This window comes from Croceimicrobium hydrocarbonivorans, assembly GCF_014524565.1.
GTDB lineage: Bacteria > Bacteroidota > Bacteroidia > Flavobacteriales > Schleiferiaceae > Croceimicrobium > Croceimicrobium hydrocarbonivorans.
The window spans coordinates 752,545-776,195 of the sequence record NZ_CP060139.1; the positions used below are offsets into that span (position 1 = coordinate 752,545).

A 23,651-nucleotide genomic window follows, 5' to 3' on the forward strand; every position below is an offset into this window, starting at 1 on the left:
ACTAAATAGTATTTAAATTTAGAAGAGCTTAATCCTTGATGCTAATGCTGATCAATCCCGCTCTCTTGCGCCAATCGACTGGAAGCACAACTTGATCACGGTCCATTCTTACAGCATCCTGAAAAATGGGTCTGCGATCCCAATCATTTACATCAAAAATTACTTGGCTCCTTTCGGCTCCATCAACCTTAAACTCTTGATGCGTAATTAAGCATAAAGGCCATCTTAAGGTAAGGCCTCTACTATCATCAAAGGCCGCATAAAAAACATGTACGGCATTATGATTCGCCATTGCAAAGAATGAAGAATGCAAGGCTCGATCTGATTGAGTCTCTTGTTTTTTAAAAACAAACTTAGACCAGTCATCAAGTCCAGTAGAATCAAAATGGGATACAATTATCCCAAAGTACTTATAGCGATACTCATATTCTCCGAACATCTCATTTCCATTGTGGTCTTTCTTCACTCTACGAATTACCGTTTGTCTGTCGGTTAAACAAAAGACAGATCCATCATCCGCAAAACAAATTTGAGGTTCAGCAAAACCAGGCACATTCTCCACTCCTTGTTCAAGGTCTTTTTTAATGGCATTCATAGGAAGCTTCCCATATGAAGTATAAACTATGCTGGAATCCGCAGGCCTCAATCGTGAACAAAACATTTTAAGGGGCGCATCTGAAAGCATATCTACTGCTGTGGCCGCAATGACTAAATCGCCATTGGGCGCCATTTCCATTCTCAGATTATGGAGGAGGTAATCTTTAGGTTGTACATTTTGAACCAGAGGCTCTGATTCTCCATCTTTACAAGTTAGCAGCTTTAAGCTATAGTTGGGCTGCCCCTTCATATATTCCTCTTTTTTCTTTTTGTAGGACTTTAGAAGAATATGAACCTGACCATCATTGCTTAGCTTAACACTCTTTACTACTACTAAATCGGAAAGTAAAGGCAAGGTCTCCAGGCGAGTATAAAGCGGATTCCAGTTTCGATCGAAGACAAAGATTTTGAACTGATAGCTAGTGAAACTCTTAGGATAGAAATACACAAATACATTTTTGCTTTCATCCTCCGAACTACGGAAAACAAAATCTCCATTGCTATGCTCCTCAAAATTATCATCCTGAATGCTGATAAACTCCTCACAAACCTTTTTACTTATCCCCAGGCTAAAAGGGTCAATTTTTTGGCGGTACACCGAGTGAGTTTTAGGCTTAGACCCTTCGCCTCGGGTAAATAAATAGATATCGGAATCTGTAATTCCCAAAGCCAAAAAGCGTCGGGGATAAAGCCAGCTTCCACCAAAATCACCACTGTTAAATGGATCCTTAGTTTCTCTTAGTAAATTGAAACTTCGGTCGTATTCTTCAATGCTATACTGTGTGCCTGTAAAATTGAATTTAGGCTTATTACGAACTCTAATTGCATAATGCTTTTCAGAATTTCGGCCCCAAAAATCTAAAAAGTCGGTATGACGCTTTACCTTAAAGACTGGCGCCATTTCAATTTTAAGACTTTCGGTAGAGATACTATCCTGACCTTTAAGCCCTAAGGCTAAGAACAAACAAATGAGCAGCAAATACAGGTTTTTCATAAAATGCAATTTTGAGAATCTGGCGAAATTAAGCTCTCTTCTTTTGTGCCGAGGAATTGAATACTCTATAGCGCTTGATTTCCTACTTAATTCTAAGTTCTATGTAAGCCGAACGACTTCTGTAATCAGCTGGGAATACAATATGCCCGGATCCCTTTGTTACACCATAGATAAACTTTGGCACCCGCTTCTTTTCCTTAGCATTATACATGATCTCCCAATTCCTTTGGCCTTGCGCAGTATAGCTCACATTACTCAGGTACCACATTGGTCTACCGGGAATGATCTTAGTATGGCGATCTGGTCCTGCAAAGAAAACATGCAGCTTTCCATTGTAAACGGTTGAGTAAAAAGAAGAATAGCGGACCGCATCACCCGAGGTTTCTTGCTTCTTAAAAATGAAATCCGACCAATCAGAATTCCCGCTGGGATCAAAATGACTTACAATGATCCCATAATACCTATGCTCATAGGAAATCTCATCGTACCTCATATGTGGGCGTTGAACATCTTTAGTCAACTTTATTCTGGTCTTTCGTTCCGATAAAACGAATACGGATCCATCAGGCCCAATCTCAATCTCAGGAGAATCATAGCCCGGAACTTCGCTCACTCCTACAGTCAAATCTTTTGCAATGGAATCCAAAGGAATTTCACCATAGCTAGCATAGAGTATGCTGTCTTTTGATGGTCTAATTCTGCTGCAAAACATCCGCAATGGTGCATTTGATATTTCATCCGTAGCAGTGGCCGCGATATACACATCTCCGTTTGAGGCCAGCTTCATTTTGGTATGACTTAAAAAATAGGTATCGAACTCCAGCTCTTGAATCCTGGCCTCTGAACTATCGTTTTCCAAAGTCACTAATTGCAAACTATAATTGGGTTTCCCCTGAAAATTCTCTTCTCGCTTTCGGTCGTATTCCTTGTAGAGAAAGTGAATGACTCCTTCCTGATTGATATTCCATTGAAGCAGATCGGTTAAATCTGCACGAAAAGGAAATACCTGCACTTTTTCATAAACCAAGTCCCAATTGCTGTCAAATAGAAAAACTTTAACCTGTTTGCTCACAAAGCCTTTGGGATAGGCATAAATCAAAGCACGGTATGCTCCATTGCTGGTATTTCTATATTTAAAAACTCCATGCCCTAAGTCCTCGAATTGTGCATCTTCAATTTGCACAAGTTTCACGAACTCCTCATTAGGCTCTAGGGTTTTGGGATCGATCTTTTGAATGAAAACAGCATCGCTATGGCTCCGCTTATCTCGGGATTGACTTAAAACCGCCAAAGCATTTTCGTAATGGGCAATGGCAATCTCCTCATCACCTTCCAGGTCTTTTGTGGTGAAGTAATCTTCGGAAGACTGCAACAGATTATAGTCCTTATCAAAAACCTCTATGGCATAGCGGAAACCTTGATTGTGAAAAATAGAGCTATAGTAATCTCGGATTGCCAAATTGTACTCCGAGGCAGCTAAAAAGAGGCCAATGCCATTGGTTACCGATTTTCGCTTATGCAAAGGCCCCAGATGGATTTCTAATTGATCCGTCTCAATCAACTCCTGGGCAATCAAAAGATTGGGGGATAGCAGACTGAGGCTTAGCGAGAATAGAATCAGGTTTTTCACGGTGAACATTTACAGCGAAGATACCTGCTCTCCCTCCGCTCTACCAAAACATCCCGCATAAAAAAACCCCGATCATCAGATCAGGGCTTTCAACAACCAATTGAGAGAAAAAACGGGCTTAGGCTTCCACTGCAGTTTCTACCGCAGCTAATTGCACTTCGCCCTCCATTTTGATTTCATCTGAAACCAAAAGATTTCCAGCTTCATTCACAACGTGAAATTTCAAGCCAAAGTCTTTGCGGTTGAGCTTTCCTTTGAAAGAAAAACCGGCTTTTAAATTGCCCCAGGGATCTTTGGCAACTCCACCTACTTCAATATTTAATACGATGGGTTTCGTTACATCGCGAATGGTCATTTCGCCATGTAATTCAAATTCATCGCCATCTACATTTTTCACTTCCTTACCTACAAAAGTCAATTTTGGAAATTGCTCAGCATTAAAGAAGTCATCGCTTTTTAAGTGACCGTCGCGCTCTTCGCTACCCGTACTAATAGAAGCGACATCCGCGCTAAAGCTGAATTTTCCGGTACTGAAATCTTCACCTTCTGTTTCTACACTTCCATCGAAGGAACCGAAAGAACCGGTTACGGTGGTAATCATCAAGTGCTTGGCCTTGAAATGAATATTAGTGTGAGCAGGATCGAGGGACCATTTTTGAGTTGACATATGCTTTGATTTTTTGTGTTAATGTTTAAACTTTGATAAGGCAAATATACAATTAATGTTTAAACATTAATATAAATAAAAAGAAATCCACCACAGTGGATTTCGATGAGCTTAAGACCTATGTGGAGCCTTGGGATATTGGTAACTACCTGCTTCCATTTCCGCAATTACCTGCTTTAGGCGATTCTGAAAGAAATCCGGAGCTTCTTTTTCCAGTTCCTTCATCAGCTTTAAAGCCTTTTTAGAATTGCCAGTGTGGTAATAGGCCACGCCCCGATCGAGCTTCAGTACCCAATCATCGCTTAATTCCTTTTGCGCTGCATCCAAGTATTGAGCGGCTTCGGCATAAAGGCCATTGCGCAATAAAGCTGAGGCAAAAGTCAATTTAGCATTGCGATCACCACTTAGCTTCAAGGCCTCTTTTAGAAGTGCCTTTTGATCCTTGACACGATTCAAAGCTCCAAGTATATAAAGCTTAGTGCTGTAATTGTATAGATTCGGATTAGCGCCAAAGCCTCCATATCCGCCATTAATGGAATGATCTACCCAACTCAGCCCCTCTTCTAAATGTTGTTGATGATCATAGCAAAACTGTGCGGCATCATTCCAGGCTTCCCAGCGATAGGTATCCTCTCCGCGCAACTCACTGCGTAAGGAGGTCATAACCGTTTTCACCAAATCCACCTTAATCTCGATGGGGATACGACGGTCGGCCCATTCCAGGCCTAAAACCAATGTACTATCGTTGATGTGATCGAATTCATAATCCAGTTTTTCACTATAAGCACAGGTTGTGTCTTGAACGCTTACGTCCAAACTTAGATCCTTTTCCAAATCCAAATAATAACTACCCCATAATTGATTGGCATGGGCAAAGAGAACCCGATGCTGATGTCCGTCGGGAATAATATGCAAACCATAAGTTCCCGCTGCCAGGGCCTGGCCTTCAATATAAACATCGGTGCTAAAGCTAATGGTGGTATTCATATTAGCTCCAGCTCGCCAGGCGATTGGCTCCCCTTTTTGAGGAATGGTGCGGCCATCTTCCCAAACCTTTCGGCCACGGGCCATAGGACTGTGGTAATGCAAAGCAATCTTAGTGATGCCTAAACTTTGCTCTTCGCTTACCTCAGGACTGGCTGTGGGTAAGGCTAAATTGTGAAATTGGGCTTGGAGGGAAGCCGAAAGAAATAGGAGTAAGAGACTCCCGAAAATACTCGTGCGCATAGTATCAATTTTGCACAAGTAGCAGTAAAAAGGTTCTTAATCGGGCTCTAAAGTTCTGAATTCTAGCGCTAGATATTGTGCTCAATCGATGAAATAATTCCATTGGCCGACAAAATCCCCTATTTTTAAATACAAATTTCGATTATGTAGCTCCCATATTTTATTTACCCCCAATTAAAGAACCATGAAAATAAGATTATTAATAGGCCTGCTCCTCACAGGCTCAGCCCTTTGGGCACAAAGTTTAAGTGCCCCAGTAGCAGAAGGGGTTTACGGCGGACAGGTAGGCGATTTTGAAAGTTGGGCCTTTAGTCCCGATTCCATTTATCTCGTTTGTAGTACTCAGAGCCCCAATTCACTCTTTTATGCTAAAGCCAATCGCAATGGCCAAATAACAAATCTAGATTGGCAGGTAATTCCCTCTGCTGATGCAGATGACGGCTTTGGAGCTTCTATAATGAATGTTGAAATCCATCAGGCCAGCAACAGCATTTACTTCTTATCCCAAGGCAAAGTGTATCGCAGCAGTTTTGGCGCAACTGTCGCCAGCCAGGTTGATAGTATGGTAAAGGAATTTATCATTCAAGGTGATACTATGGCCTTGGTGAAGAACAATCCTATGGCCGGTGGTTTTGATGTTTTAGATTTTGGCCCAATCAATAGCACCGGTATTTACAGCAAAGCGGGCAGCAAAACTTTAATGAAAAACTATACCGAGCCCCCACAATTGCTAATCCACCCTATAAACCAATATCTCTACATTTTCGAAGCAGGTCCCAGTCCAACTTTATTTTTTCTGTCCAGTGCTTTTCATTCTTTAAGCAGCAGTACTTCCCTGGTTTCTGTTGGCACCATGGGATTTAGTGTCACTAATATCGAATGGAGAACCTTTGGCTTTGATCATTTAGGGTCCTGGTATTTAGCTGGGCAACCTCCCTTAGCTAATCCTACGATTAGAGATCGACATTTGGCTTGGAGTACGGATATGGGCTTCAACTGGTATGATGTTCCTATCAACACCCCTGGCCCAGTTGGCGGAGTAGTGGGCTCCAATATTCTGGTAACAGATTATTCAGGTCAGCAGAGTCTCTACATCGGTAATGCCGTAGAAAAAGATATCAGCAGCATTGGCACTTGGATAAACCCTGGTCATGCCTATATAGAAAACCTCAACCGTGCTAATGATGGCTTCACCAAACAAGACCCTCTAAACCCGGCTGTGGTTTATCACTCTACCAATATTGGATTCGGCTATTCTACTGAAAGAGGTGATAGCATCTTTGGTTGGAATGAAGGTCTTACTGCAGTTCAAGTGAATGATATAGATATGACCACCGATTTTGCTACCGGATGGGTAGCCTCTAAATCTGGTATACGTAAAGTAGAGAATTACAATACTAGTAGCCCAAGATGGAGTGGGCCAAGCTTCCCCAATTTCGACGGTGCACCTTATACCGCAATTGCCATGAGTGCCAGTCAGCCAGACACCATTTATGCCGGTAATCAAAGAATATATCGCAGTCAGAATGGCGGTCAACAAATTAGCCCCAGCAACGATGGCTGGAGTCGTGTTTTTAGTCCCGAAGATCCTCCCCTGAATTTCAACCGTATTAATACCCATTGTACTGCCATTGCTGTGGCACCGGATAGCGCAGATATTGTAATGGCTGGTTTCAGCATTGACTTTGGCGACAAAGGAGGCTGCTTCTATAGTTTAGATGGCGGCAATAACTGGCAACAATTGCTAATACTTGCTTCCAGCCCTGGTCAGGATGCTGATATTACGGACATTGTGATTAGTCGCGAAGCCGGGAAATTAGTGGCCTATATTGGTTTAAGTGCCGATCCCCTTACTGCCGGTCATTATGGTGTTTATCGTGCCGAATTAGGTAGCAGTGGTTTTAGCCTAAGTGCTGATGGTAGCTTCGGAGCCACCGACCATACGGTGGACCTGGAATTGAATAACAGCGGTGATAGCCTATTTGTACTTAACCGCGATCCAGGGCTATTACCGGTTAACAATGTATTCATTAAAGATTTGGCAAGTGGAGCCTGGTCCAATTTTGCAGGACCCTCAGCGAGTGGCGAAGCAACTGCCATTACTGATGGCGATGGCTATGTTTTTATTGCCATGGATGAAAGCATTTATATAAATAGTAGCGATGGTAGCTTGGGCTGGAGTTTAGGCTATGCTTATCCTGTGGGCACAGAAATAAATGTGCTTTTCTACGATGAATTATTGGTAGGCACCGGCACTGGTTTGTATGCTCATGATTTGATTCCAGACATTAGCATTTCGGAACTTGAAAAAGCTCAACCCTTTTATATCTACCCTAATCCCAGCCGTGGATTGGTGAGATGGGATAAGCCCATGAATCTGGAGGTCTTCAACTTACAAGGGCAACGCATTTACCGCAGTAATCAAGCTATCCAAGAAATGAATTGCAAAAACTGGCCGCAAGGCATCTATCTTTTTAAATTTGAGAACGGCGCTGAAGCCAAAGTTCTAATCCAAGCTTTGTGAACCCTGTCGAAAATTTTATTCTAAAGCATAAAGGAGCTCAACAGGAGCTCCTTGCTTTTTTACATGATCATTTAAAGCGAGCAGGTTTAAAACCCAAGATCGCCTATGGCATCCCCATGTACTATGGTAAGAAATGGATTTGCTACCTAAAGCCCAATAAGGATCAAAGTCTGGATTTATCCTTTACCCGGGCGAATCAATTTGAAGATCCTACCGGTTTACTAGAGGCTCGAGGTCGAAGGCAAATTTCCAGTATTGTGCTTCGGGATTTGGAGACCATCCCCTTGGAAGCGATTGATCAAATTCTGGATGCGGCTCTGGCTTTAGACGCCAAATCCTGATCTTCAAACTGATAAATATCATTTTTACTCCTTACTGACTCTTCTACATTTGAATTGTCATTAGAGTAGTTCTTAACAAAATTTCAGTTCATGACTGAAGGGGGCCCTAAACCAGAAGTTCGAGCCTGAGCTTCTGATTAGAGAGCTTGTTTTGTTTTTCCGTATCCGCATAGGCGGATGCTTTTTTTGGTGTTTTTTTGGAATGAAAAAGCCGCGTCCCCGCGGCTTTTTCTTTGCTTAAAAATTGATCTTTTCACCTCTGCGACGTTCTGCTTCGCGAAGCAAAATTTTACGCAAACGAATGCTCTGAGGTGTTACTTCCACATATTCATCACCCTGAATGTATTCGAGGGCTTCTTCTAATGAGAATTCAATATGAGGAGCAATACGCATTTTATCATCGGCTCCAGCCGAACGCATATTGCTAAGCTTTTTAGTCTTAGTAATATTCACTGTTAAATCACCAGGACGGTTGTTTTCTCCCACTACCTGACCTTCGTATACTTCGGCATTAGGTGGAATGAAGAAACGACCGCGATCCTGCAAGTTGTTCAGTGAATAAGGGATGGCTTTTCCGGTTTCCAAAGCGATCAAAGAACCATTCTGGCGACCAGGAATTTCTCCTTTATAAGGTTGGTACTCAATATAGCGATGCGACATTACCGCTTCACCAGCAGTGGCCGTCATCAAATAGTTACGCAATCCGATAATACCACGAGAAGGAATTAAGAAATCCAAGTGCATACGATCCCCTTTAGGAACCATCTGAGTTAACTCTCCTTTACGAAGGGTTACCGCCTCAATCGCTTTACCGTGGATTGATTCTGGAAGGTCGATATTCAACTCTTCCATCGGCTCACACTTCACACCATCAATCTGACGGAAGATAACCTGTGGCTGACCAATCTGTAATTCGTAACCTTCACGACGCATGGTTTCGATTAATACCGAAAGGTGTAATACACCACGACCATAAACGCGGAAAGAATCAGCAGAATCAGTTTCTTCAACCCGCAAAGCCAGGTTCTTCTCCAATTCCTTATCCAAACGATCCTTTACGTGACGAGAAGTTACAAACTTACCTTCCTTACCAAAGAAAGGTGAATCGTTAATGGTGAAGAACATACTCATGGTAGGCTCATCAATACGAATGGTAGGCATTGCCTCTGGGTTCTCGGCATCAGCGATGGTATCGCCAATATCAAAACCTTCAATACCGGTAATAGCACAAATCTCCCCACTGGAAACGGACTCTACCTTGCGCTTTTCAAATCCTTCAAAAACAAAAAGCTCCTTTACCCGAGATTTCACCTTTTGGCCATCTCGTTTTACTAGGGTTACAGGGGTATTCGGTTTTAAGGTTCCGCGGTGTACACGACCAATGGCGATACGACCGATATAAGCGGAATAGTCTAAGCTGGTAATCAGCATTTGTGGAGTCCCCTCACGCTCTACCGGAGCAGGAATATGCTCAACGATGGCATCTAAAAGGGCATTAATATTATCGGTAGGCTTGTTCCAATCTTCACTCATCCAACCTTGTTTGGCACTACCATAAATAGCTGGGAAGTCCAATTGGTCTTCAGTAGCTTCGAGGCTAAACATCAAGTCGAATACCATTTCATGTACTTCGTCTGGAGTACAGTTTGGCTTATCCACCTTATTAATAACAACAATAGGTTTCAGACCTAATTCTAAGGCCTTGGCTAATACAAAGCGGGTTTGTGGCATCGGCCCTTCAAAGGCATCTACCAATAAAACCACACCATCAGCCATGTTTAATACACGCTCTACTTCACCACCGAAATCGCTGTGACCTGGGGTATCGAGGATATTAATTTTGTAATCGCCATACTGAACAGATACGTTTTTGGCGAGAATGGTAATGCCCCTCTCCTTTTCGAGGTCATTATTATCCATGATAAGTTCTCCCGGACTTTCGTGATCTTCGAAGATCTTACAGGATAGTAACATCTTGTCTACCAGGGTAGTTTTACCGTGGTCAACGTGGGCGATAATTGCAATGTTTCGCAGCTTCATATGGGGCTTCTAATAAGCCGGCAAAGCTACGCTATTGAAACGGTATAAATACCTAATTAGGAAACGACAATTTTACGAGTTATCGCAGATTGCTCATTGGTCATTCTCATGAGGTAAATTCCCTTGGGTAAATCACTTAGGGGATAATCTCTGCGATCCTTACGCAGCGTGAAGGTGCGCTCTTTTTTACCGGCCAAATTATAGATCTCAACCAGGGTATTTCCAGCCGGTACTTTACGGAAGCTTAACAGTCCATTCTGATAGAAATACTGCATAGTTTCCAAACTATTCTCCTTTATCGTTACCGAAGCAGCAGCATTTAAAGCCGCATTTCTTGCTTGCGACTCGCTTCCGCCGGTGTAAATCAGAGAGCTATCCACCGGACTGTAAACCAAATAACGAGGTGTGCCAGCTTCGAAGAAATATTCGGATGAATCGATAAAAGTGTAAATATCGGACCAGCCATGGCTGTTTACCCAGTTAAGCGCCTGACTGCAAGTTGGAATAGCATTGCTATAGGTGAGGGTCATTGCTCCCCAAACATTTACAGAAGCCTTGTTGGCAGTGGCCCAATTGCCCCAACTTCCGGCTTTGCTTACGCAGATGCTGCAATCAAAACCATTGGAAGTAACAATTAAAGCTTTGCCGGTACCCAATGCCTGGTAGATAGAATTGGAATTACCCATGCAATCGCGCACCGCATGATTGGATACCTGAGCGGATAAGCTCAAGCTAAAAACTAAGATGAATGCTAGGTATAAGTGTTTCATGCTGCAATTGCTTAAATGTATAAAAATTTAGGCAGTAGTCTCTATCTTCTTTGCATACAATTCCGTGCCAAAATCTGCCAAAAGTTTGGCCCAGTCACTTTGATCATTTAAACAGGGAATCAAAGTAAAGTCTTCGCCCCCATTTTCCATGAAAATTTCGCGTGCCTCAACACCAATTTCCTCAATCGTTTCCAAGCAATCCGAAACAAAGGCCGGGCAAACCACCGCCAATTTCTTTACTCCTTTCTGCGCCAATTCGGCAATGGTTTTATCGGTATAAGGATCTAACCATTTAATCGGGCCCAGGCGACTTTGAAAACTGGTACTATAGGTTCCGGCTTTCAGGTCTAATTGACGCGCCACCATCTCGGTGGTTGCCAAAGTTTGATGACGATAACAAAATGCCTGTGCGGGACTATCCTTGGCACAACAATTATCCAGACGAAGGCAATGTGCTTTGCTTACATCAGAATGACGAATTTGTCGCTCGGGTACTCCATGGTAACTAAAGAGCAAATAATCATAATCCTCAGGTAAAGCGGCCTTAATAGAATTGGCCAAAATATTCAGGTAGCGCTCATCATCATAAAAAGGTCCCTTCACCAAAAGCTCCAAATCCGGGAAATGAGCTTCCACTACTTCGCGAGCCTTTACCACTACCGTTTCATAACTGCTCATCGCATAATGCGGATAAAGAGGTATTAAATGCAGGGTCTCCAAATCCGGATGAGCTTCCTTCAATTTTTGGATGGCCGAATGAATGGAAGGATTACCATATCGCATCCCCAAGCCAACTGGCATATCACTATGGGCCTGAACCTGTTCCTTTAATCTTTCCGACAGCACCATTAAAGGTGAACCTTCTTCCCACCATATTCCTTTATAAGCTTCCGCTGATTTAGGTGGACGGGTATTCAGGATTATTCCCTTAACGAGGAAGGTGCGGAACCATTTAGAGAAATCCACTACCCTTTCATCCATTAAAAATTCACCTAAATAGCGACGCACATCCGCCACAGCATAAGAATCGGGCGAACCCAGATTTACGATCAATAAAGCTTGCTTCATCTACAATCAGCGATTCATTAAATATTTCTTGGGGGTTACCCCGAATTTCTTGCGGAAGGCCGCGATAAAATGACTGGGATTGGTATAGCCAATATGGTATGCCACTTCATTTACCTTCACTTTTCCTTCGTCTAAAACCTGGCGAGCCACATCCAAACGATAATCATTAAGGTATTTAAATACCGTAGTGGCATAAATGTTCTTGAATCCTTCTTTTAATCGATATTCATTTAACCCCACTTCCAATGCCAACTCAGGAATAGTGGGCGGATCAGTCATTCTTTCAATCAGAATTTTCTTGGCCAGGCGGATCTTTTGCACATTATCTTCATTCTCCAAAAAAGGACAGGCCTCTACATCGGTGCCTTCCCGGCGATTGAAATACCAAGCCAGGATTTCAAAAACCTTAGACTCTTCAAAAATGCGCTGCGCTGGTCCATGCACAGGCACCTGAAACATCTGGCTCAAAGCCACCATGGTGGAAGGCTCCAATTTACCGTCGGAGTAAAATTTCTTGTTTACATTATCAGGATTAATGAAAGCCAATTCTTCACTGGCTTCTACAAACATGCGATGCAGGCGTTCTACCGTAACATAGAGGAAGAGTAATTTACTTTTCGGCTCCACGGTAATTTCCATCGGCAAAGCCTGAAGGGGATTATAGAAAAGTAAATTCTTTTCAGCTTCCAGTTTCAATTTATAGGAACCTCCGTGAAAAGCGAATTCTGCTCCACCTTCATAGGCAAAGTAGATTTGAATTAAGCTTTGATCAATCTCGCGGCGCATCTTTAAGGCCTCATCTTCTGAGTGTTCCACCTTAATCATCGCCATATCAGGACCTAAAGCCGTATGTTTTACCCGACTTTTTCGGGTATTTATTTCCGGACCGAGTATTTCAAAATTCAATTCCATGGGGCAAAATTAGGACATGATAAAAATCATTGGCCCTATTTGTACGTTTAATTTATCCTTGCAAGCGCAATCCTATCAAGGAAATGCTGAAAATTACCGAGAATGATTCTAAATAAGCACCACTCAACCTATCGGGTTATTTTTCCTACTTATCAAGGTAATTTATGTGGTGCCGATTGGGATATTTTTGCCAACACAATATGAAAGAGTTCGAAGTAAGTCGTTTTGCCAATTTCTTTTTGATAGGAATTGACCATCAGAAGGCGGATGTTTCTACCCGGGAAAAGTTCTCCCTTAGTGAGGAGCAAGCACAGCATCTGATTCACGATTACCAAAGTGCTGGTGGGGATGGAATCCTGGTTCTCTCTACTTGCAATCGCACAGAATTATATGGCTTTGCTAATTGCCCCAGAGATCTTATTGCTCTGTTTTGCAAGCACAGCGGCAATAGCAAGCAGGATTTCGAACCTTATCAAAACATCAAGCAAAATCGTGAGGCCATTGAACACCTGTATCGGGTGGGTTCCGGTTTAGAATCAAAAATCTTAGGAGATTTCGAAATTATTGGTCAGGTGAAAAAAGCCTACCAACGCTCCAAAGAGCAAAGCGCTCATAATGCCTTTCTTGATCGCCTCGTAAATATCGGTGTTCAATGTAGCAAGCGCGTAAAGAACGAAACTCAATTAAGTACCGGTGCCGCCTCTGTTGCCTTCGCCGCCGTACTGCAAGTGAAAGAATATTTAAAGGTAAATCCCAAACCATCAGTGCTTCTTTATGGCATGGGGAAAATGGGACGTACCACCTGCGAAAATTTGGTCAACCAAACCGGGGTTGAAGATATTACCTTAATCAACCGAACCGAAGAAAAAGCGGTTCGCCTGGCCGATCGATTCGGATTGAAACATGCAGACCTTGAGCATTTACAAGATGCTTTAAATCGTGCAGACATCGCCATTGTTGCTACTGGTGCTTCGGCTCCTACCGTGCATCTTAAGGATTTCAGCGCGCAAAAGCCCCGTTTATTATTAGACTTAAGCATGCCTCGTAATATCGAGTCATCTGTTTACCAAGATTCCAATTTCCGGGTAATTGATGTTGATCATCTTTCGGAAATCGCCGAGGAGAGCATTCGCAATCGCCAGTCGCAAATCCCAATGGCGGAACAAATTATAGATGAGAAGATTGAGGAATTTTACGAATGGCTGGAAAGTCGTCGCGTAGCCCCAACCTTAAATGCGCTGCGCTCCAAAATGGACGATTGGAAGGAAAAGGAATTGAAAAGCCTTCAAAAGAAATTTCCGGAACTCTCTTTGGAGCAAGCAGAATATTTCGCTTCCCAAATGCTAAATCGCATTACCGGGCAATTTGCCCGTCAGTTAAAGAATGGCAGCAATCTCAATAATGATTTGCGCACCATTCACCATATTTTTGAGCTCTGAGCCCCATGAAAACATTGAGAATCGGCACCAGAGATTCTGCTCTGGCCGTTTGGCAAGCTGCCACCGTGGCCCGCGCCTTGGAAGCCAAAGGTTATAAAACCGAATTAGTAGAAGTTAAATCTGCTGGTGACTTAGACCTTAGTACGCCCCTCAGTCAGTTTGGAAGCACCGGAGTATTCACTAAAATTTTAGATGAAGCCCTATATCAGGATAAAGCAGATATCGCGGTTCATTCCTTAAAAGACTATCCTACTCAAGCGCCGGAAGGCATTGTAATGGCTGCTGTTTTAGAGCGCGGTCCCGTAGAAGATATCCTGGTTCATAAAGGCAATTTAGATTTCTTAGATCACGCTGCGGGAAAGGTTGCCACCGGTAGCATCCGTCGGATCGCCCAATGGAAAGCCCGCTATCCTGAGCATGACAACCCCGGTTTGCGTGGCAATGTGCAAACTCGCTTACAAAAGCTTGCCGATAATGATTGGCATGGCGCCATCTTCGCCAAGGCAGGATTAGAGCGACTCAACTTATTACCAGAACACTATGAAATTTTAGACTGGATGATTCCGGCTCCCGCCCAGGGTATTGTTGGCATCACTTGTTTAGAATCTAAAGGTGAATTTCAAGAAATACTGCACGAAATCAATCATGCAAACACTGCTTTACGAGCTAAAGTGGAGCGTGATTTCCTTCGTACCGTAGAAGGTGGATGCTCGGCTCCGGTTGGGGCTTACGCCGAAATCGAAGAAAACCAAATTCGACTGCAAGCTGGAGTATTTAGTTTAGACGGTAAAGAAAAGGTAAGACTCGAAAATGCAGTACCTTTGAGCGCGGCTTCCGAACTGGGAATCAGTATGGCTCAAGAGGCATTAAAACGTGGAGCCGCAGCGATTTTGGAAAAAATCAAGCATGATTAGCGAAACGAAGCGCCCTCTAATATTCTCTACTCGTAGAATTCCCGAAGACTTACAAAACCAATTGGAGTCGGCCGGGCTGGAATTACAGTCCCTGGATTTCATTAAGGTTGAACAGTCCTTCGATGCCAGTAGCTTTCGTTCTCGACTATTAAATTCCGACAGCTCCGCCCGGGTATTTACCAGTAAAAATGCGGTACGTAGCCTAAAGGCACTATTAGCCTCGGAAAATCAAATGCAAATTCCGGCCAAGAAGACTTTTACCGTGGGCATTCGCGCTACTGAAATGCTGGCCGACTTGGGAATTAAATCTAATGTTCGCGCCGAAAACGCCTTAATCTTAGCTCAAATCATTGCCCGAAATTCAGATGTAAAATCAGTAGATTTTTTCTGTGGTGATAAGGCCTTGGATGATTTACCTGAGTACCTCGAAAGTAAAAATGTGAGGGTTCATAAGGAGATCGTTTACCATACTGATTTGGTGCATGAGGAAGTAGATAGTACAGACTTTAATGGAGTGATATTCCTGAGTCCGACTGCCGCTTATAGCTTCTTTAAGAAAAACCGTTTACCTGCCGGGGTTCCCGCATTTTGCATTGGCGCCACTACCGCCGAAGCAGTACGAATGCGTTGCGAAAACCCTCGAATTTGCGCTAAAGAACCTACCCTGAAAGGGGTGATCCAACGAATCATAGAACATTTCGCCGCAAGGCCCAATTCCAATTCATGACAACACCTAAAAACGACCTTTTCCTCAAAGCCCTTAGAGGCGAAAAAGTCGAAAGACCACCCGTTTGGATGATGCGTCAAGCTGGCCGCTACCTGCCAGACTTCATGAAACTTAAAGAGAAATACAGCTTCTTCGAAAGAGCCGAAAACCCTGAGCTGGCTACCGAAATTACGGTAATGCCTATTCATCAGGTAGGTCCGGATGCTGCTATTTTATTCAGCGATATTTTAGTAATTCCTCAGGCCTTAGATGTTGAGGTGCAAATGGTACCCGGCAAAGGTCCATATCTGCCCCAGCCTATTCGCACTCCTGAGCAAGTTGATGCCTTGCCCGAAATCGACGTGAAGGATCGCTTGCATTACGTTTATTCGGCCATCGACCTCACTTTAGAGGCTTTGGAAAATGAAGTTCCTTTAATCGGTTTTGCCGGTTCTCCCTGGACGATCCTTTGCTATATGGTGGAAGGCCAAGGAAGTAAGACCTTTGATAAGGCCAAGGAATTTTGCTTCGCCCATCCTGAAGCAGCCCATAAACTCCTGCAAAAAATTACCGACGTAACCATCGCTTACCTTCGTCATAAGCAAGAAAGAGGGGTACATGCCATTCAAGTTTTCGATAGCTGGGGTGGCTTATTATCGCCCGAAGACTATCGTACCTTCTCCCTACCCTACATTCAACAGATTACTGAGGCCCTGCATGAGCATACTCCGGTAATTGCCTTTGCCAAGGGATGTTGGTTTGCTTTGGAAGAAATGAGTCAAATGCCCGTAAGTGCTTTGGGAGTTGATTGGACGATTAGCCCTCAAATGGCACGTGAGTTCACCAGCTTCCACACCACCTTACAAGGTAATTTTGATCCGGCCCGACTCCTCTCTCCTATTCCCGAAATTGAAAGACTCACCAAGCAGATGATTGATGAGTTTGGTACCTATAAATACATTGCCAATTTAGGTCATGGTATTCTACCTAATATCCCGGTAGATCACGCCAAGGCCTTTATAAATGCAGTAAAAAATTATGGCTAATCTCAAGGATCGCTTCGTAAGCTTTATCCATGCTCTGCAGGATGAAATTTGCGCAGCTCTGGAAGAAAGTGATGGCAAGGCCCGTTTTGTTGAAGATCACTGGGAACGCCCTGGTGGTGGTGGCGGAAGATCGCGGGTTTTGAGTAATGGTAAGGTTTTCGAAAAAGCTGGCGTAAGTACCTCCATCGTTCATGGTGAGATGCCCGAAGGCCTGAAGAAAAACATGAAAACTGAAGGTGCTCAATTTTTTGCCTGCGGTATTTCATTGGTGATTCATCCTGAAAGCCCCTTGGTGCCAACAACCCACGCCAACTTCCGCTTTTTTGAGATGTATGATGATAAAGGGGAAGCCATCGACGCCTGGTTTGGCGGTGGTAGCGACCTAACTCCTTATTATCTGGATGAAGAAGATGCTCAGCATTTTCACAAGGTTCAAAAAAACGCAGCCGACCCGCATGGAGCAGAGCTCTACCCTCGCTTTAAAAAGGCCTGTGATGAATATTTCCGCAATCATCATCGTCAAGAAGGCCGCGGTATTGGTGGTACTTTCTTCGACTATCTGAAAGCGGATCAGGAACGCAGCCTGGAAGATTGGTTTGCCTTTACCACTGATGTGGGACGTAGCTTCTTACCTTCCTATCTGCCAATTGTTGAAAAACACAAAGCCAGTCCCTGGACCGATGAGCAACGCTATTGGCAAGAACTTCGCAGAGGACGCTATGTAGAATTCAATTTGGTGCACGACCGCGGAACCTTATTTGGATTGCGCACCAATGGCCGTACCGAAAGTATTTTAATGAGCTTACCTCCCAGAGTTCGCTGGGATTATAATGTAGAACCTCAGTCGGGAAGTCCGGAGGCCCAATTAGTGGCTGTGCTCCGAGAGCCAATCGACTGGATCAAATCATAAGCATGTTACAAAGACCTCGAAGATTGCGTCAATCGGCTGCCATTCGCGGCATTGCCCAGGAAACGCATTTACATCCATCGGACTTTATTGCTCCCCTATTTGCAGTGGAAGGTGAAGGCATTAAGAGTGAAATCAGCTCTATGCCCGGCTATTTCCGCTACAGCCTGGACCTACTTCAACAGGAAGTTCTCGACCTCCAGGCCTTAGGATGCACTGCCCTGCTCCTTTTTGTTAAGGTACCTGATCACCTGAAAGATAATGAAGGTGAAGAAGCGGTTAACCCGGATGGACTGATGCAACAAGCCATTCGCATGATTAAGGAAACTGCGCCTGATATGCTTCTTATGACTGATGTAGCCCTGGATCCTTATTCCAGCCTCGGTCATGACGGTATTGTGGAGGATGGAGAAATCCTCAATGATGAATCTGTTGGTGCCCTGGCTGAAATGGCAGTTAGCCATGCCCAGGCTGGTGCCGATTTTGTAGCCCCCAGCGACATGATGGATGGCCGGATTGAAGCGATGCGCATTGCCCTTGATACCAGCGGATTTCAGAATGTGGGTATCATGAGCTACAGCGCTAAATACGCCTCTTGTTTTTATGGTCCTTTCCGTGATGCCCTGGACTCCGCTCCGGTAGATATGGAGAATGTGCCCCGCGATAAAAAGACCTACCAGATGAACCCCGCCAATGCCATTGAGGCCAAGCGCGAGGTAGAACTGGATTTACTGGAAGGCGCCGACATGGTAATGGTGAAACCCGCCATGGCCTATTTGGATATCATTCGCCAAACCAAAGAAATCAGCACCGTACCGGTTAGCGCCTATCATGTTAGTGGTGAATACGCCATGATTAAAGCCGCTGCTGCCAATGGCTGGCTCAATGAAGAAGAAGCCATGGTGGAAAGCTTAACGGCTATTAAACGTGCCGGCGCAGACCTCATCGCGACTTACTTCGTGAGGGATATCTTGAAGTATTTGAGAAATGCTTAATTCCTAACTCCTAAGATTATCTATTCTTTCTTTACCGCAAAGAGGCAAAGAAGCAAAGCTGCGCAAAGAATAGAAAAATGGACAAAAAAGAATTAAATCAGCTAAGTAGGAAAGTTATTGGAGCAGCCATAGAGGTACATCGAAATTTAGGCCCGGGACTTTTAGAGTCGGTTTACGAACATTGCCTTTGCAATGAGCTAAGCTTAAGGTCCATTCGATTTGAAAGGCAGAAACCAGTAGAAATCAATTATAAAGGTCATGCAGTTGGCAAAACATTTTTAATTGATATTCTGATAGAGAAAGAACTGGTTCTCGAATTGAAATCTATAGAAGCATTGCTACCTGTCCATGAAACGCAATTATTAACGTACTTAAAGCTAACCCATTGCAAGTTGGGTCTTATCTTAAACTTTAATGTAGAACAAATGCAGAAGGGTATAAAAAGGATGGTTTTGGGCTTTTAAGCCTCTGCGAAACTTTGCTTCTTTGCACCTCTGCGGTTAAACACAAAATATGAATACCTCCCAAAGCAAATCCCTTTTCCAAGAAGCATCTCGCTATATCCCTGGCGGAGTGAATTCTCCCGTGCGGGCATTTAAATCCGTGGGTGGCGATCCAATCTTTATGGATCACGCCAAGGGAGCCTACCTCTATGATGCCGATGGCAATCGCTATATCGACTACATCGCCTCTTGGGGCCCGATGATCATGGGGCATGCCTGGGCACCGGTGATTGAAGCTGTGCAAAAGGCAGCTGAGCGCTCTACCTCCTTCGGAGCGCCAACTGAGATGGAAATTGAATTAGCACGTTTGATTGTGGAGAGTATTCCCAATGTTGAACGTATCCGCATGGTGAACTCCGGAACCGAAGCAACCATGAGTGCTATTCGCTTAGCCCGTGGCTTTACCGGTAAAAACAAGTTCATCAAATTCGCTGGTAATTACCATGGTCATGGCGACAGTTTCCTCATTAAAGCCGGAAGTGGAGCGGTAACCTTAGGTCATCCTAGTAGTCCGGGTGTAACCCCGGGAACAGCACAGGACACCCTCCTAGCCGAATACAACGATTTAGAAGGCGTAAAAGCATTAGTGCAAGCCAATCCCAATGAAATAGCCGCGATTATTCTGGAGCCTATTCCCGGTAATATGGGTTGTATTCTGCCTGAAGCTGGATTTATCGAAGGCCTCCGCGAACTCTGCACTCAAGAAAACATCCTCCTCATTTTTGATGAGGTAATGACTGGATTCCGCATGGGATTTGGTGGCGCCCAAGAAGCCTTGGGAATTGAAGCTGATCTGGTGACCTACGGAAAGGTGATTGGTGCCGGTTTGCCCGTAGGCGCTTATGGTGGTAGAGAAGATATTATGGAATATGTGGCGCCTAATGGTCCAGTATACCAGGCTGGAACCCTTTCCGGCAACCCTATTGCCATGACCGCTGGTTATACCTTGCTAAAATATTTAAAAGAGCATCCCGAGGTTTATCAAGATTTGGAAAGTAAATGTGCAAGTATTGAAGAAGGCTTGCATCCGCTATTAAAAGCCAAAGGCCTGCCTTATCAGATCAACCGCAAGGGATCTATGATTAGCTTGCACTTTAGCGATCAAGCCATCCGTGATTTTGAGAGTGCCAAAAGCGGAGATAATGACTACTTCAAAAAGTTCTTTCACGGCATGCTTCAAAATGGAGTTTACCTTCCGCCCAGCGCTTATGAAAGCTGGTTCTTGAATGCCGCTTTAAGTGATCAAGATATTGAGCAAAGCCTTGAGGCTGCTCAGAAAAGTTTAGAGTTACTCTAAAATGCCAGAGCCCCGTGTTAAGCGGGGCTCCGGTCCTCATCAACCAACATAGGCTGTCTCAAACAGCCCTCCTTAGCTTCTTGAATATTCTCTTTCTGATTGGCAGGCTGCGTTAACTAAACAGCCAATATCCCTGCTTGTTCAAGGTCCTGGCATTGCGCAATAATTCCGTTCTTTGGTAAAAATTTTGCCATGCGCCAATTTGTTACTCTGTTAAGCCTGATTCTTGTAGGCTTCGGGCTTCAAGCTCAAAACCTTCCCATCTTTAAAATCTACACCTACCAGAGTGGGCAATTCGATAATGGCGGAGCCGAGGTACATGCCTATGAACCCTTATCTAAACGATTGTTTTCCACCAATTCAGGAAGTTCTCAAGTTGACATTATTCGTTTGGGTGATCTTTCCAAACCTGGAAAAATTGGCAGCATCGATCTTAGTAATTACGGTGGTACGGTAAACTCACTAGCGGTGCAGGGCAACACCTTGGCCGTAGCCATTCAAAACAACTTCCCTCAGAGTGACGGTAAAGTGGTATTCTTCGACACCAATGGCACCTACCTCAATCAATTGATCGTTGGCCCCATGCCAGACATGATCACCTTTAGTCCCTCCCTGCAACATATTTTGGTCGCCAATGAAGGAGAACCTACAGACGATTATACCATCGATCCGGCTGGTTCTGTTTCCATTATCGACATTAGTGGAGGAACGGTTAGCAGTTTAAGTCAGGCTAATGTGCAAACTGTAGGCTTTACGCGCTATGATACTACCGCATACGACCCTTTAATTAATATCTACGGCAACAACGGCCTTTCCAGCTTTTCGCAGGATGTGGAACCCGAGTACATCTGTATTAATCCTGCTGGTACCAAAGCCTATGTGAGCCTGCAAGAAAACAATGCTTTGGCGATTATTGATATCTATACCGCCACTCTGGACACCGTGGTAGGCCTAGGCTACAAAAGCTGGAATAACCCCAGCTATAAATTGGATGCTTCCGATCAAAGCAGCGGCATCAAGTTTGAAAATTACTTCAACCTCTTTGGCATGTATCAACCGGATGCCATAAGCTATTACAGCGATGCCAATGGCGACTATATTTTAAGCGCTAATGAAGGCGACAGCCGAGATTATTCTGCCTATAGCGAGGAAGAACGCATCAACAATGTAAACCTCAGCCCCATCACCTTCAATAATCCCAGCTATTTACAACGCGATTCGGTTTTAGGTCGATTGAAAGTGACCACCACCTTGGGGAATTACAACAATGTGTTTATCCACGATTCCCTCTTCACCTTTGGGGCTCGAAGCTTTAGTGTTTGGAATACCGCTGGCAATTTGGTTTGGGATAGTGGTGATGAGTTCGAACAAACTCTGGCTGCATTGCATGCTCAGAATTTCAATTCAGATAACGACGACAACAGCAGTTTTAAAAGTCGCAGCGACGACAAAGGCCCAGAGCCCGAAGCCATTTGCACCGGATCCTATAATGGCAGTCATTACGCCTTTATCGCTTTAGAGCGGATGGGCGGTATTATGATTTACAATATTGATGATCCTACTCAACCGACTTTTGACTCCTATATCTTAGATCGTGATTTCAGCAAAGCAGCCTCCGATCCTGATGCTGGTGACTTGGGTCCGGAATACCTCAGCTTTGTAAGCGAAACTCAAAGCCCAAGTGGCTATCCTCTGCTTATTGTTTCCAATGAAATTAGTGGCACCGTAAGCGTTTATCAATTAGGGTCAGACATCGGCATTAAAGAGCTAAGTGCTGAGACCTTAAAAGCCTATCCTAATCCAGGGCAGAGTATTATTAAATTGAGCCAGGAAGTAGAATATGACCTTTACAATACCGAAGGTAAATTCTATGGACATTATAAAAACAACAGCCTCGATTTAAGCAGCTATCCCAAAGGTTATTACATCCTACGCACCACAGATGGCAGTGGATTGCGCATCTTGAAAAACTAATAAGCATGCTTAAGGACCAGATCCTAGAGTTTTACCATAAGCTTCATCTTGATGAAAAACTCTTGCCCGAAAAGGTTAGAGTGATGAATCCCTATCAGGAAGAAAATCCGGAAGTAGAGCGTCTCCTCAAGGAATATTATGCTCAGTTTTATTCGGATAATAATCCCCGAGGTCTAATCTTGGGCATCAACCCTGGTCGATTGGGTGCAGGGCAAACCGGAATTCCATTTACTGACACTCCAGCCCTGCGAGAACATTGCCAGATTGAAACTGAAATTGAAACTCGGGAAACTTCCTCTGAGTTCGTTTATAAAGTGGTAGAATCTTATGGTGGCGCTCAAGCCTTTTTTGGCGATTGGTTTATCGGTGCCGCCTGTCCTTTAGGATTTCTCCATTTCAATGAAAAGGGCAATTGGATTAATTGGAACTATTACGATCAGGAAGATTTATATCAGGCAGTAAAAGGCTTCATGATCGAGCAATTGCGCATTCAAGCTGAACTCTGCGGATCACCCGCCAAGGCGGTAGTTTGGGGCACCGGGAAAAATTTTAAATACCTAAAAGCCCTAAATAAAGAAGCCCAGATATTCGAAGAACTCATCCCTCTGGAGCATCCACGCTATGTGATGCAGTATAAGAGGAAACAATTAGACGAATACCTGAGCAAATTTTTAGCGGTTCTTAAACCCTAATTCTGGGGTGGTGCAGATGGCATAAAAATCTGCTCCCGCAAAGGAACCGAATCCAGTCCCCAGTGCATTTCTGTATTGCCTCCTTTCAGGTGACCAAACAATTCAACTTTATTGTAATCACTAAAGATGTAATCGTCTTTGGACAGCATTTTAGTTGTGGCCCAAAACAGGCCATCTTCCTTCAGCTCCAGCTCCAAAACCTGATCTCTCACTTTCAGTTGATCCAGGATTATTTTGGGATTCGAAACTCTGAAATAATAGCTTTCATTAATGCCCGCTGCTTGGGTTCCTCCCATCTGTCGATCGAAATAATATTCCTGAAAACTCAAATCCAGGTCAAGCTGTTTTTGCTTTGATCCGCAGGCCACAAGGACAAGCAGCATCAAAAGAAATGTGATTTTTCGCATT

General features: G+C 43.9%; 21 protein-coding genes. 12 read left to right on the plus strand and 9 right to left on the minus strand.

Going from position 1 to position 23,651, the window contains the following annotated elements:
- Window positions 1–28: 28 nt before the first annotated feature.
- The 4 genes from H4K34_RS03435 to H4K34_RS03450 form a co-directional block, all read right to left on the minus strand.
- Complete coding sequence (locus tag H4K34_RS03435) at window positions 29–1,591, minus strand: hypothetical protein (protein ID WP_210759434.1); 1,563 nt, start codon at window positions 1,589–1,591, stop codon at window positions 29–31.
- An 82-nt stretch (window positions 1,592–1,673) separates the two neighbouring features.
- Window positions 1,674–3,221 carry a hypothetical protein gene (locus H4K34_RS03440; RefSeq protein WP_210759435.1) on the minus strand — a complete coding sequence of 516 codons (1,548 nt, stop codon included), beginning with the start codon at window positions 3,219–3,221 and terminating at the stop codon, window positions 1,674–1,676.
- Window positions 3,222–3,339: 118 nt separating this feature from the next.
- Window positions 3,340–3,888, minus strand: a complete 549-nt coding sequence (locus H4K34_RS03445) for a YceI family protein (protein ID WP_210759436.1) — start codon at window positions 3,886–3,888, stop codon at window positions 3,340–3,342.
- A gap of 111 nt (window positions 3,889–3,999) precedes the next feature.
- Window positions 4,000–5,115: a DUF2911 domain-containing protein gene (locus tag H4K34_RS03450; RefSeq protein WP_210759437.1), complete on the minus strand. Its 1,116-nt coding sequence runs from the start codon at window positions 5,113–5,115 to the stop codon at window positions 4,000–4,002.
- A gap of 184 nt (window positions 5,116–5,299) precedes the next feature.
- Between H4K34_RS03450 and H4K34_RS03455 the strand changes: the two genes are divergently transcribed.
- Both H4K34_RS03455 and H4K34_RS03460 read left to right on the plus strand, forming a co-directional pair.
- The gene (locus tag H4K34_RS03455; protein WP_210759438.1) at window positions 5,300–7,639 is read left to right on the plus strand and encodes a T9SS type A sorting domain-containing protein; all 2,340 of its coding nucleotides are present in this window, start codon (window positions 5,300–5,302) and stop codon (window positions 7,637–7,639) included.
- Window positions 7,636–7,980, plus strand: a complete 345-nt coding sequence (locus H4K34_RS03460; protein WP_210759439.1) for a DUF1801 domain-containing protein — start codon at window positions 7,636–7,638, stop codon at window positions 7,978–7,980. The genes H4K34_RS03455 and H4K34_RS03460 overlap by 4 nt, the downstream gene beginning before the upstream one ends.
- Window positions 7,981–8,217: 237 nt before the next feature.
- On the opposite strand, the gene typA is transcribed toward H4K34_RS03460, so the two are convergent.
- From typA to H4K34_RS03480, 4 genes are read right to left on the minus strand one after another with little or no spacing between them, the layout of a single operon-like run.
- Window positions 8,218–10,020 carry a translational GTPase TypA gene (gene typA, locus H4K34_RS03465; RefSeq protein ID WP_210759440.1) on the minus strand — a complete coding sequence of 601 codons (1,803 nt, stop codon included), beginning with the start codon at window positions 10,018–10,020 and terminating at the stop codon, window positions 8,218–8,220.
- 56 nt (window positions 10,021–10,076) lie between these two features.
- The gene (locus H4K34_RS03470) at window positions 10,077–10,790 is read right to left on the minus strand and encodes a T9SS type A sorting domain-containing protein (RefSeq protein WP_210759441.1); all 714 of its coding nucleotides are present in this window, start codon (window positions 10,788–10,790) and stop codon (window positions 10,077–10,079) included.
- Window positions 10,791–10,817: 27 nt separating this feature from the next.
- Window positions 10,818–11,858, minus strand: a complete 1,041-nt coding sequence (gene hemH, locus H4K34_RS03475; protein ID WP_210759442.1) for a ferrochelatase — start codon at window positions 11,856–11,858, stop codon at window positions 10,818–10,820.
- Window positions 11,859–11,864: 6 nt separating this feature from the next.
- Window positions 11,865–12,770, minus strand: a complete 906-nt coding sequence (locus H4K34_RS03480; RefSeq protein WP_210759443.1) for a helix-turn-helix transcriptional regulator — start codon at window positions 12,768–12,770, stop codon at window positions 11,865–11,867.
- 200 nt (window positions 12,771–12,970) lie between these two features.
- Here H4K34_RS03480 and hemA point away from each other — a divergent pair, with 200 nt between their 5' ends.
- The 10 genes from hemA (at window position 12,971) to H4K34_RS03530 (ending at window position 23,243) form a co-directional block, all read left to right on the plus strand.
- Window positions 12,971–14,209, plus strand: coding sequence for a glutamyl-tRNA reductase (gene hemA / locus H4K34_RS03485; RefSeq protein ID WP_210759444.1), 1,239 nt, complete (start codon window positions 12,971–12,973; stop codon window positions 14,207–14,209).
- Between the two features lie 5 nt (window positions 14,210–14,214).
- Window positions 14,215–15,123, plus strand: a complete 909-nt coding sequence (gene hemC, locus H4K34_RS03490) for a hydroxymethylbilane synthase (protein WP_210759445.1) — start codon at window positions 14,215–14,217, stop codon at window positions 15,121–15,123.
- Window positions 15,116–15,850, plus strand: coding sequence for a uroporphyrinogen-III synthase (locus tag H4K34_RS03495; RefSeq protein WP_210759446.1), 735 nt, complete (start codon window positions 15,116–15,118; stop codon window positions 15,848–15,850). The genes hemC and H4K34_RS03495 overlap by 8 nt, the downstream gene beginning before the upstream one ends.
- Window positions 15,847–16,875 carry a uroporphyrinogen decarboxylase gene (hemE, locus tag H4K34_RS03500; RefSeq protein WP_210759447.1) on the plus strand — a complete coding sequence of 343 codons (1,029 nt, stop codon included), beginning with the start codon at window positions 15,847–15,849 and terminating at the stop codon, window positions 16,873–16,875. Before H4K34_RS03495 ends, hemE begins: the two co-directional genes overlap by 4 nt.
- Window positions 16,868–17,785 (plus strand): oxygen-dependent coproporphyrinogen oxidase, encoded by a 918-nt coding sequence (hemF, locus tag H4K34_RS03505; protein ID WP_210759448.1) that lies wholly within the window; start codon window positions 16,868–16,870, stop codon window positions 17,783–17,785. The genes hemE and hemF overlap by 8 nt, the downstream gene beginning before the upstream one ends.
- Window positions 17,782–18,777 carry a porphobilinogen synthase gene (hemB, locus tag H4K34_RS03510; protein WP_210760529.1) on the plus strand — a complete coding sequence of 332 codons (996 nt, stop codon included), beginning with the start codon at window positions 17,782–17,784 and terminating at the stop codon, window positions 18,775–18,777. The genes hemF and hemB overlap by 4 nt, the downstream gene beginning before the upstream one ends.
- Before the next feature lie 77 nt (window positions 18,778–18,854).
- Window positions 18,855–19,241 (plus strand): GxxExxY protein, encoded by a 387-nt coding sequence (locus H4K34_RS03515; RefSeq protein ID WP_210759449.1) that lies wholly within the window; start codon window positions 18,855–18,857, stop codon window positions 19,239–19,241.
- Between the two features lie 49 nt (window positions 19,242–19,290).
- Window positions 19,291–20,577, plus strand: a complete 1,287-nt coding sequence (hemL, locus tag H4K34_RS03520) for a glutamate-1-semialdehyde 2,1-aminomutase (RefSeq protein ID WP_210759450.1) — start codon at window positions 19,291–19,293, stop codon at window positions 20,575–20,577.
- 192 nt (window positions 20,578–20,769) lie between these two features.
- Window positions 20,770–22,551, plus strand: a complete 1,782-nt coding sequence (locus tag H4K34_RS03525) for a choice-of-anchor I family protein (protein ID WP_210759451.1) — start codon at window positions 20,770–20,772, stop codon at window positions 22,549–22,551.
- A 5-nt stretch (window positions 22,552–22,556) separates the two neighbouring features.
- A complete protein-coding gene (locus tag H4K34_RS03530; RefSeq protein ID WP_210759452.1) occupies window positions 22,557–23,243 on the plus strand; it encodes a uracil-DNA glycosylase family protein in 687 nt (228 codons plus the stop codon).
- Here the strand turns inward: H4K34_RS03530 and H4K34_RS03535 are convergent.
- A complete protein-coding gene (locus H4K34_RS03535; protein ID WP_210759453.1) occupies window positions 23,240–23,626 on the minus strand; it encodes a hypothetical protein in 387 nt (128 codons plus the stop codon). The two genes, H4K34_RS03530 and H4K34_RS03535, sit on opposite strands and share 4 nt — an antisense overlap.
- Window positions 23,627–23,651 lie beyond the last annotated feature (25 nt).